Origin of the sequence: Streptomyces sp. R44, from assembly GCF_041053105.1 — a bacterium.
Classification (GTDB): domain Bacteria; phylum Actinomycetota; class Actinomycetes; order Streptomycetales; family Streptomycetaceae; genus Streptomyces.
Genome location: NZ_CP163444.1, coordinates 8,111,902 through 8,129,899 on the forward strand (window position 1 = coordinate 8,111,902; position 17,998 = coordinate 8,129,899).

Consider the following 17,998-nt stretch of genomic DNA (forward strand, 5'->3'; position numbering starts at 1 on the left):
TCCTCGGTCACAGCGGGGACCAGGGCAGGACGTTCTGCGCGTACACGTCCCACAGCTTGCCGAGGAAGAACTGCCCGAACCGCCCCAGGGTGGTCACCCTGCCGGGCAGTGTCGGTGCTTCGACCCGGAAGGTGGTGAGCTGTTTCAGGAAGTCGGCGGGGCGGATGTGCACGCTCCCCGCGGCCACCGACTCGGCTCCGGACTCCTCGTCGGCATCGACGTGACCACGGAGGATGCGCGTGTGGAGGACGGAGGTGTCCTTCCAGATGCCCCGACGGGAGTCCTCGCTGACGTCCTTGTAGCCGCTGAGAGTGAGCCGGTGACCGGCGCGGTCGGTGAAGAAGAGCCGGTAGAGCATCCGCAGGTGCTGCGGGTCGGAGTGCTCCACGAACAGCTGGAAGGTTCCGCGCTCGACCGGGAGGCGCCCGCCCAGTTCCTCGCAGTGGATCTCTCCGCGCAGCTCGGCCTCGTGCTCCGGGCCGGCGAGGAAGCGGTCCATTCCCCGGATGTCGACGGTCACGTGCAGGGCGATGTCGGCGGCGGCTCCGCCCGCCGACGAGGCCGCCTTCCGGGCGTCGTCCGCCCCGAAGACGACACGGCCGACCATGCGTTCGGTGAAGCGCAGGCGGGTCGGGTCGTCGGGGCGGCCGGGAGGTTCACCGGGCTTCCAGGGGATTCCCTGGTCCGTGCACCAGCGGCGCGCGTGCTGGACTCCGAGTTCCACGGCCTGGGCGAACCGGTCGCGGCCGAAGTTGATGAGGTAGTTCAGGGGGACCTCGCCGCTCAGCAGCCGGACCTCGATCGGGCGCCCGAACTCTCCCTCCTCCCCGTTGCCGATCGCGGCGTTGTTCGCCTCGATGCGGCGCAGCCAGTGCTGCAGCCGGCCGTTGGCCGTCGTCTCGATGATGTGGAAGTAGTTGGCCACGAAGCCGTTGCGCCAGAGGTGCCTCCGGCTGACCGTCCAGATGATCCACAGTTCGTCGCAGCCCCGCCGGATCGCCTCCTCGACGTTCGCGTCGGTCAGATAGACCGGGTCGATGTACGTCTGCCCGTCGATGACGACCGGAGGGAACCACATGGGCAGCGCCACCCCGGCACAGAACCGGTCCTCGTCCATGCGGTCGGCGGTCACCGGCTCCAGTTCGTTGGCGCTGAAGTTGTAGAGGTTGAAGGTGGCCTCACGGTCGGTGGCCCGGATCCGCTCCCAGTCGAGACCCCAGTCCGGGAAGACGTGACGCCGGTAGCCGTCCAGCGTGAAGAGGGAGCGGGCGTAGGGCCCCTTCGGGAGCTCGCGCCAGTTCGGGGTGACGCCCTTCAGCGGCGAGAGCTTGCGCCAGTTGTCCGCGATCTGGTGCCCGGACATCCCCTGGCAGTACATCGCGAGGTTGAACACGCCTCCACTGGCGCCGTCGGCGTGGTCGAACGCCAGATCGGCCTCGTCGAGCAGGACCTGGAGGACGCCCGCCTGGTAGGCCACCTTCAGCCCGCCGCCGGCGAGGAGGAGAGATCTGCGCGGGGATCCGCTGCGGGGCGTGGCGCCCTGGCCGGTCGTCATGAGGGGCCCTCAGAGTTCTGCCGTTGGTCCTCGATGAGGCGGTCGGCCGACCGGTCGGCCAGCGCCGCGATGGTGAGCGAGGGGTTCGGACCGACGGGTCCGGGCAGCACCGAGCCGTCGGCGATCGACAGACCCGGACAGCCGTACACACGGCCGTAGGAGTCCACGACGCCTTCGCGCGGGGTGTGCCCCATCGGCGCGCCGCCCACGGGATGCACGGTGATGAGGCGGTTGAGCAACCACAGGGGATTCGCGGCGTAGTGTCCGCCGAGGCTGTGGGACACGCGCTCCATGGTCTCGTTCATCTGGTCGAAGTACTGATCGGAGGCGGCCGGTTTCCAGTCCAGGTCGAGATTCCCGTCCCGGAGGAACATCCGGCCGTCGGGGACGTCCCTTCCCATGCCGAGCAGCGGTAGGGACGTCGCGGTGAAGAGGCCCTTGCCCATGGCGTCACCCAGCTGCCGCCCCACCCGGCTGCGCGCGGTCCCGGTCAGCCGCGACCACCCTCGGCGCAGCAGGAATCTCGCGACCCTGTTGGACAGGGTGAGGACGTTGTGCTCGACGAGCCAGTTGAGAAATTCGGGGTACCCGGCGTCCTCGATGTAGAACCCGCGGTCCCGAGCGCCGCTTCCCTTCCGGTCCATGTGCATCGCGCTCGTGATGACCGGTCCGAAACTCGGCTCGAGCAGTCGCGGCACCGTTTCCCCGGGCCGGTCCTGACGCCCCTCCCGGGCTTTGAACACCATCCCGAGGAAGTCCCCGTTCCCGGAGAAGTGTGTACCGAGCGCCGGGCTGAGCGCCGGGAAGGCGCTGCGGTTCCGCAACAGCAGATAGGTCGTGCCGAGCGTGCCCGCGGAGAGGATCAGCCGCCTGGCCCTGACGGTCCGCCGTACGGGAGGAGCCGACGGATCCTCGTCCCCGGCGGCGCGGTGCTCGAGGTACGAGACCTGGAAGCCCTCTCGGACCCGTTCGAACGAGCGGACCTCGCAGAGGGTCCGGATGTCCGCCCCGAGCCGCTGCGCGGCGCTGAGGTACGTGAAGTCCAGACTGTTCTTGCTGCCGAAGTTGCAGCCGAGGTCGCATTCGCCGACGAGCTTGCAGGCATACCGCGGCATGTGGTGCAGATTGTCCGCGCCGTCGTCGAGGGGGGCGCCGGGCACCGGGGGGTCTCCGAAGGAGACGGCCAGCAGCGGAAGTTCCCACGGCAGTCCCAGTCGCTCGGCGGCCTGGCGCATGGCGAGCGTCTTGGGAGTGCTCCGGTAGGGCTCCACGTCGAAGGGGTACCGCCGCGCGCCCATCATGGTCTCGACGGCCCCGTAGTGCGGATCGAGGTCCTCACGGGTGACGGGCCAGTTCTCGTATCCGCCGTCGAACGCCTCGTGCACGAACCAGCTCTCCGGCTTGCGGATCAGCACGTTCGCGTAGATCAACGACCCCCCGCCGAGACCACTGGACACGAGCGCGTCCATCGTCGAGAAGCTCCACATGTCGTACATCCCGTACAACCGGGAGTCCGGGTCCCAGAAGTTCCTGGCCGCCTCGTGGGGGCTGCGGGGAAAGGACCCGGGCGGGAACGGCTTGCCTCTTTCGAGGACGCAGACGCGGAGGCCGGCGTCGGCCAGGCGATACGCCGTCACGGACCCGCCGAATCCCGACCCGACGACGACGGCATCGAAAACGTCCACGCTCGCCACCTACTGGAAGCCGGAGCCGGAACAGTTGCCTTGACTTCCCCCCTCGTCTGCGGCTGCCGCGCGCACGACCTCTCTCCATGGTTCACCCGTGTGTGGTGAAGCGCATGTCGAAGCGCCGGTCGTCACCGACGTGGTGAGGGCGGAGCCTTCGGCGGGGAGCGTAGACGCCGCGCCCGCACGCCACGATCCGCGACCATCCGGTTGCTCCTCGTCGCTCCTCGTCGCTACAGGAGCGGCTGCGCGGGTGCCGGGCCGAGCGTGGTGGTGCCGGCCGTGCGGTGACCGAGGCCCGTGCGGTACGCGTCGAGGGCCGCCTCCACCCGGCCGGTGCGGCGCAGCAGGTCGCCGAGGAGCCGGCACAGGTCGGCGAGGTCGCCCGCGGCGCCCGCCCGTTCCAGGAGGCTCAGCGCGCGGACGTAGTGCTCCTCGGCCGCCTCGGTGTCCCGGGCGTCCTCGGCGATGATGCCGAGCAGCCGGTGGGCGGCGGCCGCGTGGACCGCGCCGCGTTCCGGGGAGAGCCCCCCGACCACCCCCCGGAGGAGGCTCGACGCCTCCTCGGACTCGCCGCGCCGGTGCAGCACGTCGGCGAGTTCGACGGTGACCTGACTGCTGTAGAGGGTGGCGCGGTGGGAGGCGAGCATGGCCAGGGCGGCACGCAACTCCTCCTCGGCGCGCGAGAGTTCGCCGTTCTGCGCGTACACGTACCCCCGCATCCAGCGGCAGTTGGCGAGCTCCGTACGGATCTTCAGCTGGTGGTACATCTCGGCGGCCTTGGCGAGTGAGGCGTCGGCCTCGGCGATCCTGCCCTCGGCGAGCAGGGTGCGGGCGACCGAGCGGTGCATCCGGGCGATCAGCGCCGGGTCCCCGGCCTGGGGGGCGAGGGCGAGGGCCAGCTCCGCGGCCTGGGCGGCGCGGGCCTGCGCACCCATGTCCATGTAGGGGCTGATCAGGGCGGTGTGGAGCAGCAGCAGGGCGTCCGGGTCGTGCAGTCCGGCGCGGTTGATCTCGTCGAGCGTGGACTCCAGGAGGTAGACGGCGTAGCGGAGTTCGCCGGCCAGGTAGTGGGTGACGGCGCGGCCGCGTCGGGCCGGGACACGGGCGGGCAGCGAGGCCTCGGCCAGGGCCTGTTCGGCGTGCTCGAAGTGTTCGCGGGCGGCCGTGAGGTCGCCGGTGTCGAGACGGCATTCGCCGAGTCCGAGCAGCGCGGTGGCCCGTTCGTCGACGAGCCCGTGCGTCACGGCCTCCGCGAGCAGCTCGGCGTACTGGAGGGCCGCCTGTTCGGCCTCGCCGTCGGCGAGGACACGGTGCGCCTCGGTGAGCCGGAGCCGCAGGTCGGTGGCGAGATGGGTGGGCCGCCCGGTGGCGAGCTCCTCGAAGGCGACGCCGAGCCGGTCGGCGAGATGGCGCAGCGCCTCGTCGGAAGGGCGCACCCGGCCGGCCTCCAGGGTGGAGACATAGGCGGGCGTGTAGGAGGGCTCGGCCAGCTGTCGCTGTGTCAGCCCCCGCTCGTGCCGCAGCCGTTGCACCCTGCGGCCGATGATCTCGGGGTCGTCCCGCTTCGCCATGCGCTCCATCATGCCAGTGCCTCCCCCTGTCCTCGCCGGTGAGAGCGCTGCCGTGACGGTTCCACGTCGCTCGCCCACCGTGCTCGTCCCGCCGGGGGCCTTGTGTCCCCGACGCTCAACCCCCTAGCTTAAGCGGCCGGTTAAGCAGATTTACATCCATGCTTGAGAGAGGTCGTCGTGCCCAGACACGGATCTACCCGCACCCGCTGGATCGTCTCCGTCGGCGCCGCCGTCACGGCCGCCGCCCTGCTCGCCGGCGCGAACACCGCCGGCGCGGAGCCCGTCCCCGTCTCCGGCTCCGACACGGTGGCGACCCACGAGGCCGAGTACTTCGACGGCCCCGGAGCCGAGCCCCGCCACAAGAGGGTCCCGGCCCGGGCCCCGGCCAGGATCACCGGCCACCGGTCCGCGACCGCCGCCGCCCCGACCGCCGCCGCGGTCACGCCCGTCCAGCAGACCGGACCGGTCTCCGGACGGCTCGACCTGGTCGTCATGGGCGACGGCTACACCGCGGGACAGCAGGCCGACTTCCACGCGGACGCGCAGGCCACGATCGACGCGGTCTTCGCCGTCGAGCCGTACGCCAGTTACCGCGGCCTGTTCAACATCTGGCTGGTGGACGCCGCCTCCGCCGAGTCCGGCGTCTCCGGCGACCCGACAGCGGGAGTCGTGAAGAACACGGCCCTCAGCTCCTACTTCTTCTGCGAGGACACGGAGCGGCTGCTCTGCGTCGACACCTCGAAGGTCACCACGTACGCCGACCAGGCGCCCGCCTCCGACATCGTCTTCGTCATAGCCAACTCCACCAAATACGGGGGCGCGGGCTACAGCTTCACCACCCCGCCGGCCGGGGCGTCGTACCACGGCATCGCGACCATGTCCTCCGACAACCCGCAGTCGTACCTCATAGGCGCCCACGAACTCGGACACTCGATAGGCCTGCTGGCCGACGAGTACCAGTACGCCGGCTACGGCGCCTACCCGTACCCCTCGTCCGCCAGCACCAACATCTCCGTCACCGCCGACCTCGGCACGAGCAAGTGGTACCGCTGGCTGGGCGAGCAGGACCCGACCGGGTCCGTGATCGGCACCTACGAGGGCGGCGACTACTACGAGACGGGCGTCTACCGCCCGACCAGCACCTCCCTCATGCGGACCCTGGCCTCCACGCAGTTCAACCACGTCGGACGCGAGGCGATGATCAAGGGCTTCTACACCTACGCGGACGCCGCGACCTCGACCGTGCCGACCGGCACGCGGGTCCGCGCGACCCAGGCGCTCACCGTCCAGCTGGCCCCGGTGTCCGGCCTGGCGAACCCGGTCCTGACCTGGTACGTCGACGGGAAGCAGGTCACCTCGGCCACCGGGGACCGCTCGGTGACCCCCGCCGAACTCGGCGCGGTCCGCAGCGGCCAGCGGGTCACCGCCACGGTCACCGACACCACGGCCGCCGTCCGCGACCCCGAGGTCCGCGCGGCCACGAGCAACTCGCTCACCTGGCGTGTGCGCTGACGATCCCTGACACAGGGGCGGGGGGCCCGCCACGCCCGACTCGGCGGGCCCTCAGGACGGGGCCGAGGCCGGTGAGATGCCGTGGATCGCCGCCGACGCCCACCTGGTCCTCGGCATGATCGCCCTCGCCAAGGGCGAATGGAGCCAGGTCGACGAGTGGCTCGGCGGCGCGGGACTGGCCGCCCCCGAAGACGGCTCCGTGCCGCTGGTCGCCGGTGCCTCGGGCGCCCGGATCCGCCTCGCCCTCGCCCGGCAGGATGTGGACCTCGCCGCGGCCGAGGCCGACGGCGCCTGGACGCGGCTGCGCGACAAAGGCGTGTGGGTCTGTGCCGCCGAAGCGGCGCCCCGGGCCGTCAAGGCCGCGCTCGCGGCGGGCCGGCCGGAGGTGGCGGCTGACCGAGCCGCCGAATTCGCCGCCGGGCTCCACGGCCGCCGGGCCCCCGTGGCCGACGCCGCTCTCGACTGGTGCCACGCCCTGATCGCCGAGGCCGCAGGACAGTCGGAGCCGTGTGGGACGCGGCCCGGGCCACCCCCGCGCGCCCACCGACCGGAGGAGCGCCGCCCGCCGGGACGGACTTCGTACGGCGAACAATTCCTAGGTATCCGCGCCCAGGACGCCGTACTGCCTTGTCGGTGCGTCAGGCGAGGTTCGGCAGGATGTTGGCGTTGCGGTGGAAGACGTTGTCCGGGTCGTACGTGGCCTTGATCCGCGCCAGCCGCTGGTACTTCTCCGGCCCGTAGGCCGCCCGGACGCGGTCCTGCTCGATCTCGGCCATGAAGTTGACGTAGCCGCCGGGGCCGACCGCGTACGGCAGCAGCTCGGTCCACAGCCCCCTGACCCAGGCGGTGTCCGCCACGAGTTCCGCCGGATCGGAGCTGAGGGCGGTGAGCGCCAGCATGTAACCGGGTTCGCGCGGGCCCCCGTAGGCCGTGGCGTCCTCGTCGACCTCGGCGAAGGCACCGTCGAGGCGGAAGACCGGGCAGAAGGTCAGCGGCGAGGTCTTGCGCCGCAGGGAGTCGTTCAGCAGCGCGATCACGTCGTCGGTGAACTCCGTGAGGGGCAGCCCCCTCTCGTAGTCGAGAATCCCGTACGGCGAGGAGTCGTCGAGCATGCTCTGCAGGCCGGTGTACGGCAGCGGTGTCCGCATCTCGAAGAGCCTCGGCGGCCCCCCGTCCAACAGGGCGGCCGCGGCGGCGTGCTCCTCCGCGCCGGCGAACCCCGCGATGATCAGTGCGTGGCCGAGCTTGCCCTGGTGCTCGGCCGGCACGAAGGGCTCCGGCGGAGCGTTCAGCCCGACGCCGACCAACGCGCTGTGCCGCGGCGGAAGCGTCGGCACCACCTCGCGGATCAGTTCCAGGGCCTCGCGGCCCACCGACATGTCCCAGAAGAAGACACCGACGTGCACCTCGGGCCCCACCGGGTGCAGCCCGAAGTCGAAGGCCGTGACCACCCCGAAGTTGCCGCCGCCTCCGCGTAGCGCCCAGAACAGATCGGCGTTCTCGTCCGCCGACGCGTGGACGAGGGTGCCGTCGGCCAGCACCACCTCGGCGCCCAGCAGATTGTCGACGGTCAGCCCGTGGTGACGGGTGAGCCAGCCCATGCCACCGCCCAGGGTGAGGCCGCCGACCCCCGTGTGGCTGATGGTGCCGGACGGCACGGCGAGGCCGTGGGCCTGGGTTGCGGCGTCGAGCACGGCCAGCGTGGCTCCGCCGCCACAGCGTGCGGTCCTGGCCCCGGGGTCGACCTCGACCCCGCGCATCGCGGTGAGGTCGACGACCAGGCCGTCGGGGCAGACGGCGGCTCCGGCCGGGTTGTGACCGCCGCAGCGCACCGAGACCTCCAGGTGCTCGTCACGGGCGAAGGCCAGCGCGGCGGCGACGTCCTCGGGGTCCAGGCAACGGACGAGCAGGGCGGGGCGGTGGTCGATGGCCCCGTTCGCGACGGAGCGTGCCGCGTCGTACTCGGGATGGTCCGTCCCGAGGACGTCTCCCCTGATGCGGTCGGTGAGCGCGCTGACGGCTTGATCGGCGAATTGCGTCATGGGGGCCTCCGCGGAACGGACGGGGCTTGCTCCTGCCACGCTCATCCCGGGCGCACGGGACGGCCATGCGAGCCCGGGGTACCGCGCGGCCTAGGCGTCAGGAGCCGACTTCGGCCTCAGGCCGGCAGGCGGGTCGGCGAATGCCTTCTCAGTGTCGACCTCGTAGCACACGTTGACGCTCGCGTCACCGAGAGTCGCGTCGGCGAAGGCCTGGACGTCCGCCACGGAATTCGTCTCCCAGAGACAGGTCACGACGGAGCCGTCGACGTGCGGGTAGAACTGCAGCACCCGGGTGCCGTCGGGTGCTCCGGTGCCGTCGATGAGGGCCTGGCCACGGGGAAACGCCGTCTCCGGGTTCAAGATCTTGTGGTGGACCACGACGTACATGGCGTCCTCCTCGTCCGGTGGAGTGCCGTTCGAAGGTGCGACGCATGCGTCCGGAGGCAGCGCCGCGTCGCGCTCGGCCACCCCTTCCATTGTCGGCCGGACGGTCACTCCTGGCCAATCTGCGGGAGGGGTGTACCGCCGGGCCCGATGCGACCGGCGCGCCGGTCGCACGCCGCTGGTCTGCGGTTTCGTTCGAATTGGCGCACCGTATCCTTTCTCCGGGGCGGGAGGAATGAGGAGTCGTGCACGGCGAGAAGTCGTTCGGGGTCGTTCTGCGGGAACTGCGGCAGCAGCGCCGTCTGACGATGGAGGAGTTGGCCGAGGCGTCGGGTGTGAGCGTCCGGGCCATCGGCGACATGGAGCGGGGGCACAGTCGCGTTCCGCAGCGGCGCACGGTGGTGGCGCTGGCGGAGGGGCTCGGGCTCTCGGACGGGGAGCGGGAGGCGCTGCTGGCCACGGTGCGCGCGGCTCGTCCCGTCCGTCCGGTGGCGGTGGCGGGGTCGGCGGTGCCACCGGGATCGGTGGGGGACTTCACGGGGCGCGGACCGGAGTTGGCGCTCCTGCGGGAGGCGGCGGAACGGGCCCGGGCCGGCGGGGAGGTGTCGGTGTGGGTCGTCTCGGGTCCTCCGGGCTGTGGGAAGACGACGCTGGCGCTGAAGGCGGCGGCGGATCTGGCGGAGGACTTCCCCGACGGGTGCTTCGTGGTGGACCTGCACGGGGTGGAAGGCCCCGTGGACACCGGTGAGGCGCTGCTGAAGGTGCTGAAGGCCCTCGGGGTGTCGGACCGCCGGCTGGCGAAGGAGGACCCGCAGGGCCACGCGGGGCTGCTGCGGGCCCTGCTGAGCGAGCGCCGGTGCCTGGTGGTCCTGGACAACGCCCGGGACGAGAGGCAGGTCCGTCCCCTGCTGCCCGCGGGCGGGCGGAGTCTCGTCCTGGTCACCAGCCGGCGGCCCTTGACCGGCCTTGAGGCGGTCGACCGTCTGGCGCTGTCGGAGATGCCGGAGGCCGACGCGGTCGGGTTGCTGCGCCGGATCCTGGGCGCTGAGCGGGCCGACGCGGAGGCGGAGGCCGTGGCGCGGGTGGCGGAGCTGTGCGGGCGGCTGCCGTTGGCCCTGCGGGTCGCGGGAAACTGGCTGGCGGGCCGTTCGGGCTGGAGCGTGGCCCATCTGGTCGACCGCCTGGCCGACGAGGAACGCCGACTGGGTGCCCTGGCCGCGGGTGACGTACGGGTGGAGGCCGCGTTCGAGCTGTCCTACCGGCAGCTGACCGGCGAGGCCGCGCGGATGCTGCGACTGCTGAGCCTGGTCCCGGGGCCGGACATGACGTCCGCCTACGGTGCCGCTCTGACCGCCACGGACGTCTTCGAGGCCGAGGACGTGATGGAGGAGCTGGTCGAGGCCGGACTGCTGCGGACCACCTTCACCGGCCGCTACCAGCTGCACGACCTGCTCCGGCTGTTCGCCCGCGCCCGACTGTCCTCGGAGGGGGAGGCGGGCGAGCGGGAGGCGGCCGACGACCGGCTCCGCGCCTGGCTCCTGGAGACGACCGTGGTCGCGGGCCGCTGGTTCAAGCCCGCGTACGGGGCACCGCCGGCCTCCTGGCAGGGCCTGGTCCCGCTGGAGAGCGCCGAAGAGGCCCGGGCCTGGCTGGACAGCGAGGCCTTCGCCTGGTTCGCCGCGCTGCGCGACGCGGCCCGTCGGGAAGATCACACCAGGGTCGTCGAGACCGCCGACGCCCTGGAGTGGTACTGCGCCCTCTCGCTCTTCTGGGGGCACTGGACCGAGGTCTTCCGCCTGTCCAGCGAAGCCGCCGCCGCTCTGGACGACCCTTATCTCCAGGCCGTCCACCTCAACCACTACTCCGTCGTCCTGGGCCCTTCCGAGCACCGGTACAGGGAGGCCGTCGAACGGGCGGACGAAGCGCTGGAACACGCCCGCCGCGCCCAGGACACCTCTCAGCAGGCCTGGGCACTGGCCAACGCGATACTTCCCCACCGGCGGCTCGGAGAGATCGAGGAGGCCTTCGAGAAGGCGCGCGCCGCAGCCGACCTGTTCGAGGCCGCCGGTGAGTACGAGGGCTGGATCGAAGCCATGGGCCCCCACGGTGTCACCCTGCGCGAACTCGGCCGCAGCGAGGAAGCCCTGACCCAGCACCAGCGCATCATGGCCTTCCTCGACGCGCCCGACTGCCCGGTGGGCGGGCACGCGGCCGCCACCTACCGCGCCCTCGGGGGCGGTGCTCTCGGCGACGACTACGCCGCCCTGGGGCGGTGGCGCGAGGCCGCCGACCACTACCGCGTCGCCTGTGACCGTCTGCGCGGCATCGGCATTCCGCACGTCCAGGGCCAGACCCTCCTGCGTCTCGCGGAGGCCCTGGTCGAACTGGCGGAGCTCGAGGAAGCCCGCTCCTGCCTCCAGCAGGTCCTCGCCCTCGGCGACGCGGCCGACAGCACGGAGCTGACGAGCGCACAGAAGCTCCTGGACTCACTCCCCGCCGGGTGAGCGGGGGCTGAGCAGGGCTTCTGTGGCTCGGATCCGGGCATCGGGGGGACCGGGAATTCAGCCCACGGTCCACTTCTGGGCCGCGGTGCCGTTGCAGGTCCAGATCTGCAGCCGGGTGCCGTTGGCCGCGTTGCTGTTCGGGACGTCGAGGCACTTGTCCGCGGCGACGTTCACGATGTCGCGGGCCGCTTCGACGCGCCATTTCTGGGCGCCGGTGCTGTTGCAGTCGTACAGCTGGAGCTTGGCGCCGTCCGCCGTGGACCCGGCGGTGACGTCCAGGCACTTGCCGAGCGCGCGGATCGAGCCGTCGGTGTTCACGGTCCACTGCTGGGCGCCGGTGCCGTTGCAGTCGTAGAGCTGGACCGGGGTGCCGTTCGCGGGGTTCGCCCCGGCCACGTCGACGCACTTGCCGCCGAGGCCGGTGATCGGGCCGCCACCGCCGGACGGCGGCGCCGGCCGGTCGTTCGTGACGCGTACGTAGTCGACGGTCAGGGTGTTCGGCATCGGGGTGCTGCCGTCCGGGTCGCCGGGCCAGTAGCCGCCGACGGCGAGGTTGAGGATGAGGAAGAACGGGTGGTCGAACACCCACTGGCGGCCGCCGAGATCGGCGGGCGTGCGGGTCTGGTAGGTGACGCCGTCGACCTTCCAGACCAGCTTGTCCGGCGACCACTCGACGCGGAAGGTGTGGAACCCGTCCGCGAACGGCGCCCCGTTCGTGTAGCCGGCGCCGATGCCGCCCGAGCCCGAGTAGCCGGGGCCGTGGATGGTGCCGTGCACGGTGTTCGGTTCGAAGCCGACGTTCTCCATGACGTCGATCTCGCCGCTCTGGGGCCAGCCGACGCTGCCGATGTCGTTGCCGAGCATCCAGAACGCGGGCCACATGCCCTGGCCGCGCGACATCTTCATCCGGGCCTCGAAGGTGCCGTACGTCTGGGTGAACTTGCCGGAGGTGTTGAGCCGGGCCGAGGTGTACTCGCAACGCCCGTACCAACAGCTGTAGTTGCCCGGGTTCTCGCGCCGGGCGGTGATGACCAGGTTGCCCTGGCCGTCGTGCACGGCGTTGTCGGTGGAGTTCGTGTAGTACTGCCGCTCGTGGTTGTTGACGTTGTCGCCGGTCTCCAGGTTCCACTTGGAGCCGTCGACCGGAGTGCCTGCGGGGGCGTTGAACTCGTCGCTGAACGTGAGGGCCTGGACGCCGGATTCGGCCGCGACCGCCGAGTTGGTCGCGGTGGCCGCGGTCGCGGACGGCTGCGCGGTGGGGCTCACCAGGGCTGCCACGGTGGCGCATCCGAGGCCGAGGGCCAGGAGAAGCCGTGATCGTCGAGAGGGAGGTGCGGACATCGTTGTCACCGCCGACGTGGGGGAGGGGTCGTGGACGGCAACGAAGAGTGCCATGGTCCGGACCAGGCCGACAAGACCTTGGGGCGAATTCGGTCCCAACCGGTGTTCTGTGTTCGGGAGTTGTACGCAGAAGGGCTTGACGCGCGCTGGGCGCGTCCATAGCTTCACACCTTAAAGAAAGCCCGAAGACCTGTCCCCCATCGAAAGGTCTGTCAGGTGCACTACAAGAACAGCTCCTGGTTCGGCGTCCCCCGCGGGCGACGCCCCCGTCGCCTCGCCGCCCTCCTGAGCGGCGCCCTCCTCGCGAGCGGCCTGGTCATGACCGGTCCCGGTGTCGCCGAGGCCGCGGGCGAGCGGGTCGACGTCTGGCTGACCACCACCTCCGACGCCGGCGGCCGTACCGTCACGCGGGGACTCGCCCCGCAGACGCCGATCGCCTTCGGCCCCGCCGGCGGCAGCGCGAACCGCACCATCACCGTCGACGAGAACACCACCTACCAGCAGTTCGAGGGCGGCGGCGCGTCGATCACCGACACCACCGCCCACCTCCTGCGCGGCGGCGCGATCAGCGCCGCCACCCGCGACGAGGTCATGCGCAAGCTGTTCTCGCCCACCGACGGCATCGGCCTCTCCTTCGTCCGCAACCCGATCGGCGCCTCCGACCTGTCCCGGCCCGGGAACGTCTCCCTCGACGACACCTGCTGCGACCTGAACGACTTCGGGGCCAACGGCTACGACACCGATGTGCGGCTGCTCACCGTCCAGGCCAAGCAGCTCAACCCGGCACTCCGGCTCAAGGCCGTGCCGTGGAGTGCGCCCGGCTGGATGAAGGACAACGGCCGGATGGACCAGATGGGCTGGCTGAAGTGGGAGTACTACCCGCTCTACGCCCAGTACCTGGTGAAGTACATCCAGAGCTACCAGGCGGCCGGCGTCACGATCGACTACCTCTCCGTCCAGAACGAGCCGAACTGCTGCCAGGCGGGCAACCCCACCGCCATGAACTACCCCGGCATGAGCTGGAACCCCTCCGGTCTGGCCGAGTTCACCAAGAACCACGTCTACCCGGCCTTCCGGGCCGCCGGGATCACCACCAAGGTCCTCGTGCACGACTGGAACTACGGCGACTACGCGGACTTCGGCTCCGGCGTCCTCAACGACGCGGGCGTCCGCAACGACCCGCTGTTCGGCGGCATCGCCTGGCACGGCTACGCCGGCGACCCGGCCGTCGGCAGCCAGGTCCACGACCAGTACCCGACGGTGAAGCAGTTCAGCACCGAGCACTCCGGCGGCACCTGGATCGGCAACCAGCACAACGAGGACCTCAAGGACATCGTCGGCTACGCCCGCAACTGGAGCGGCAGCCTGACGAAGTGGAGCCTGGCGCTCAACCAGGACATGGGCCCGCACAACGGCGGTTGCGGCACCTGTACGGGGCTGATCACGGTCCAGGAGGGCGGCCCGCGCGCCGGCCAGGTCGACTACACGATCGAGTACTACACCACCGGCCACCTCACCAGATTCGTGCGCCCCGGCGCGTACCGCATCGCCTCCACGGCCGACTCGACCGTACAGAACGTGGCCTGGCGCAACCCCGACGGCTCCAAGGCGCTCATCGCCCACAACGGCGGCGCCTCCGCCCAGTCCGTCCGCGTCGACTGGGGCGGCCAGTCCTTCACGTACAACCTGCCCGCCCGCACCACCGCCACCTTCACCTGGGCCGGTACGACGGCGAGCGCGCCGACCGGACCGCTGACGGGTCTCGCCGGGAAGTGCCTGGACGTGGCCGGCGCGGCAACCGCCGACGGCACCCCGGTGCAGCTCTACACCTGCAACGGCACCACGGCCCAGCGCTGGACCCTCGGCGCCGACGGCACCGTCCGGGCGCTCGGCAAGTGCCTGGACGTCTCCGCGGGCGGGACCGCCGACGGGACCAGGGTCCAGCTCTACACCTGCAACGGGACCGGCGCGCAACGCTGGTCGTACAACGCCGCCACACACGACGTCGTCAACACGGCGGCCGGCAAGTGCCTCGACGTCACCGGCAACACCTCGGCGGACGGGACCCGCGCCCAGATCTGGTCCTGCACGGGCGCCGCCAACCAGAAGTGGACCCACCAGCCCTCCTGACCAACCAGCCGCCACCCTCTCCCCGTACCCCTCTCCTGGAGATCACCGCATGCCGCACCCGCACCCGCGCCCCCGCCGTCGGAGAAGGGCGGGCGGCGCCCTGCCGCTCGCCGTCACCGCCGCCACCGCCGTCCTCGCCGGACTGCTCGCGGGAGCCGTACCGAGCGCCACCGCGTCCGCCGCCGAGGACGACCCGGCGCCACGGGCCGTCGACCGCTTCGAGGGCGAGGTCCCCTTCGCCGGACCGCCCGCCGAGGGCCTGTTCACCTGGGGCAGCGACACCGACGACCACCCGGAGCTCACCCTCGCCGAGCGCGCCGACGCCCCCGAGGGCGCCAAGGTGCTCGAAGGCCGCTACGACATCAGCGGCTGGGGCGGGTTCACCCACGACTTCGCCTTCGACGAGCCGGCGCAGGACTGGACCGCGCACCAGGGCATCCGCTTCTGGTGGTACGGGCAGAACACCGCCCCGCTGCCGCCCGGCTCCGGAAGGCGGATCAACTTCGAGATCAAGGACGGCGGCGCCGACGGCGAGGCGTCCGAGCTCTGGACCACCTCGTTCACCGACGACTGGGAGGGCTGGCACCTCGTCGAGATCCCCTTCTCCGCGTTCCAGTACCGCGCCGACTACCAGCCGGTCGGCGGCATCGACCAGGTCCTGGGCCTCGACAGGATGTGGGGCTACGCGCTCACACTGCCCACCGGCGCACCGGGCGGGCGCTTCGCCCTCGACGGCGTCGAGCTGTACGGGAAGGCCGACCCGGCCCTGAACACCCGGGTCGTGACGGGTGCGGTGGTGCACCCGGTCGACGAGGGCGGCACCGCACGCATCGACGTCTCGGTCGCCACCACCGGCTCCCAGCCCACCGGCGAGCCGGTCACCGTCGCGTACACCACGGACGACAGCGGGCCGGCGAAGCCAGGGACGGACTACACGCCGGTCAGCGGCACCCTCGTCTTCCCCGCCGGCACGCCCTCCGGGACGACCCGCTCGATCACCGTCGCCACGCTCAAGGACCAGGCCGGCGAAGAGGCCGAGACGATCCCGGTGAAGCTGACGGTCGACGGCGCGAAGGCGCCTTCGGAGAACCCCCTCGTCGCGGTGAACGCCCACGGACTGCCCTACCTGGACGCGCGCCTGCCGGTGCGGAAACGGGTCGCGGACCTGCTGTCCCGGATGACGCTCCGGGAGAAGGCCGGGCAGATGACCCAGGCCGAGCGCAACGCCCTGCGTTCGCCCGCCGACATCGCCGGCCAGGGCCTCGGCTCCCTGCTCTCCGGCGGCGGCTCCGTGCCCACGCCGAACACGGCGGCGGCCTGGGCCGGCATGGTCGACGCGTACCAGCTGCGCACCCGGGCCACCCGGCTGCAGATCCCACTGATCTACGGCGTCGACGCCGTGCACGGACACAACAACGTCATCGGCTCGACGATCATGCCGCACAACATCGGCATCGGCGCCGGACGCGATCCCGGTCTCGCCGCCCGCACCGGCGCCGTCACCGCGAAGGAGGTCCGGGCCACCGGCGTGCCCTGGGACTTCGCGCCCTGCCTGTGCGTGACCCGGGACGAACGCTGGGGCCGCTCCTACGAGTCCTTCGGCGAGGACCCGGCGCTCGTCACCGCCATGGAGACCGTCATCGACGGGATGCAGGGCGCGCCGGACGGCCGGGACCTCGACCGGAACGACAAGGTGCTGACCACCGCCAAGCACTTCGTCGGCGACGGCGGCACGGCCTTCGGGTCGTCGACGACCGGTTCGTACACGATCGACCAGGGCGTCACCCGGGTCACCCGCGAGGAGCTGGAGGCCGTGCACCTCGCGCCCTTCGCCGAGGCCGTGAAGCACGGCGTCGGCACCGTCATGCCCTCGTACTCCTCGCTCGACGTCCTCGGCGACGACCAGGGCCCCGTGAAGACGCACGCCGACGCCGAGATGATCAACGGCGTGCTCAAGGACCGGATGGGCTTCGAGGGCTTCGTCATCAGCGACTGGCAGGCCATCGACCAGATCCCCGGCGACTACCCGAGCGACGTGCGGACCTCGGTCAACGCCGGCCTGGACATGATCATGGTGCCGACGAACTACCAGGACTTCACCCGGACACTCGTCGCCGAGGTGGAGGCGGGCCGCATCCGCACCGCCCGGATCGACGACGCCGTCGCCCGGATCCTCACCCAGAAGTTCCGCCTGGGCCTCTTCGAGAAGCCGTACGCGGACACCACGCACCTGGACGCCGTCGGCTCGGCCGAACACCGCGCGGTGGCGCGCGAGGCGGCCGCCGCCTCACAGGTGCTCCTGAAGAACGCGGGCGGTGTCCTCCCGCTCAAGCCGGCCCAGAACGTGTACGTGGCCGGCTCGAACGCGGACGACCTCGGCAACCAGGCCGGTGGATGGACCGTCACCTGGCAGGGCGCCTCCGGCCGGACGACCACCGGCACCACGATCCTCGAAGCGATGAAGAAGTCCGCCGGCCCCGGCACCACGCTCACGTACTCCAAGGACGCCTCCGCGCCCACCGCCGGACACGACGTCGGCGTCGTGGTGGTGGGCGAGACGCCGTACGCCGAGGGCATGGGAGACGTCGGCAACGGCCACGACCTGGAACTGACCGCGGCCGACAAGGCGGCCGTCGACCGGGTCTGCGCCGCCATGCCCTGCGCCGTCCTCGTCGTCTCCGGCCGTCCCCAGCTCATCGGCGACCGACTGCCCGCGATCGACGCCCTGGTCGCGTCCTGGCTGCCGGGGACGGAGGGCGACGGCGTGGCGGACGTCCTCTACGGCCGGCGGCCCTTCACCGGACAGCTGCCGGTGAGCTGGCCGAAGTCGGAGAACCAGCTCCCGCTCAACGTGGGCGACACACGGTACGACCCGCAGTTCCCGTACGGCTGGGGCCTGACCACCCTCCGCGGCACGCCGCAGGGCGGGGAGCCGGCGCTGCGGGCGATCGGGCTCGCCGCCCGGGCCCTCCAGAAGGCCGGCCACGGCAGGTCCGTCGCGGCCCGGCAGCTGGTGGGCCGCGCCCGCCTGATCGTCCAGGACCGCATCGGGCAGAACCTCACCGAGAAGACCGCGAAACCGTTCGCCGAGGCCGACCACCTGCTGCTCGGCGGCGATCCGGTGGGCGCCGTCGCCGAGCTGACCGCGGCGTTCCGCGCGGCGGGCTGACCGGTCAGGCGCCTGCCGAGCGGCAGGGGGCCGACATACTGCCCTGGGCAGCGTGTCGGCCCCCTGCCGTGTCCGCACCCCTGACGACGCGTTCGACCACGA

Annotated in this window: 11 protein-coding genes; 5 read left to right on the forward strand and 6 right to left on the reverse strand. The window is 71.7% G+C overall.

Annotated features, from left to right (window positions below; all coding sequences use genetic code 11):
- Nucleotides 1–7: 7 nt before the first annotated feature.
- The 3 genes from AB5J54_RS37565 to AB5J54_RS37575 form a co-directional block, all read right to left on the reverse strand.
- Entirely contained in the window at nucleotides 8–1,555 is a 1,548-nt protein-coding gene (locus AB5J54_RS37565; protein WP_369148425.1) for a patatin-like phospholipase family protein, read from the reverse strand.
- Nucleotides 1,552–3,240: a GMC oxidoreductase gene (locus AB5J54_RS37570; RefSeq protein ID WP_369148426.1), complete on the reverse strand. Its 1,689-nt coding sequence runs from the start codon at nucleotides 3,238–3,240 to the stop codon at nucleotides 1,552–1,554. The genes AB5J54_RS37565 and AB5J54_RS37570 overlap by 4 nt, the downstream gene beginning before the upstream one ends.
- A 233-nt stretch (nucleotides 3,241–3,473) precedes the next feature.
- Nucleotides 3,474–4,814 carry a helix-turn-helix domain-containing protein gene (locus AB5J54_RS37575; RefSeq protein WP_369148427.1) on the reverse strand — a complete coding sequence of 447 codons (1,341 nt, stop codon included), beginning with the start codon at nucleotides 4,812–4,814 and terminating at the stop codon, nucleotides 3,474–3,476.
- A 177-nt stretch (nucleotides 4,815–4,991) separates the two neighbouring features.
- On the opposite strand from AB5J54_RS37575, the gene AB5J54_RS37580 reads away from it, so the two are divergent.
- A complete protein-coding gene (locus AB5J54_RS37580) occupies nucleotides 4,992–6,326 on the forward strand; it encodes a M64 family metallopeptidase (protein ID WP_369148428.1) in 1,335 nt (444 codons plus the stop codon).
- 76 nt (nucleotides 6,327–6,402) lie between these two features.
- Nucleotides 6,403–7,032 (forward strand): hypothetical protein, encoded by a 630-nt coding sequence (locus tag AB5J54_RS37585; protein ID WP_369148429.1) that lies wholly within the window; start codon nucleotides 6,403–6,405, stop codon nucleotides 7,030–7,032.
- Here the strand turns inward: AB5J54_RS37585 and AB5J54_RS37590 are convergent.
- Both AB5J54_RS37590 and AB5J54_RS37595 read right to left on the reverse strand, forming a co-directional pair.
- Complete coding sequence (locus AB5J54_RS37590; RefSeq protein WP_369148430.1) at nucleotides 6,965–8,368, reverse strand: FAD-binding oxidoreductase; 1,404 nt, start codon at nucleotides 8,366–8,368, stop codon at nucleotides 6,965–6,967. The genes AB5J54_RS37585 and AB5J54_RS37590 overlap by 68 nt on opposite strands.
- A gap of 90 nt (nucleotides 8,369–8,458) precedes the next feature.
- A complete protein-coding gene (locus tag AB5J54_RS37595; RefSeq protein WP_369148431.1) occupies nucleotides 8,459–8,836 on the reverse strand; it encodes a hypothetical protein in 378 nt (125 codons plus the stop codon).
- Between the two features lie 161 nt (nucleotides 8,837–8,997).
- Between AB5J54_RS37595 and AB5J54_RS37600 the strand changes: the two genes are divergently transcribed.
- A complete protein-coding gene (locus AB5J54_RS37600) occupies nucleotides 8,998–11,256 on the forward strand; it encodes a helix-turn-helix domain-containing protein (RefSeq protein ID WP_369148432.1) in 2,259 nt (752 codons plus the stop codon).
- A gap of 57 nt (nucleotides 11,257–11,313) precedes the next feature.
- Here AB5J54_RS37600 and AB5J54_RS37605 read toward each other — a convergent pair whose 3' ends face one another.
- Nucleotides 11,314–12,597 carry a lectin gene (locus tag AB5J54_RS37605; RefSeq protein ID WP_369149580.1) on the reverse strand — a complete coding sequence of 428 codons (1,284 nt, stop codon included), beginning with the start codon at nucleotides 12,595–12,597 and terminating at the stop codon, nucleotides 11,314–11,316.
- Nucleotides 12,598–12,882: 285 nt separating this feature from the next.
- Between AB5J54_RS37605 and AB5J54_RS37610 the strand changes: the two genes are divergently transcribed.
- Together AB5J54_RS37610 and AB5J54_RS37615 are read left to right on the forward strand one after the other, a co-directional pair.
- The gene (locus AB5J54_RS37610) at nucleotides 12,883–14,727 is read left to right on the forward strand and encodes a lectin (RefSeq protein ID WP_369149581.1); all 1,845 of its coding nucleotides are present in this window, start codon (nucleotides 12,883–12,885) and stop codon (nucleotides 14,725–14,727) included.
- A 49-nt stretch (nucleotides 14,728–14,776) separates the two neighbouring features.
- Nucleotides 14,777–17,896, forward strand: coding sequence for a glycoside hydrolase family 3 N-terminal domain-containing protein (locus tag AB5J54_RS37615; protein WP_369148433.1), 3,120 nt, complete (start codon nucleotides 14,777–14,779; stop codon nucleotides 17,894–17,896).
- The last annotated feature ends 102 nt before the right edge of the window (nucleotides 17,897–17,998 follow it).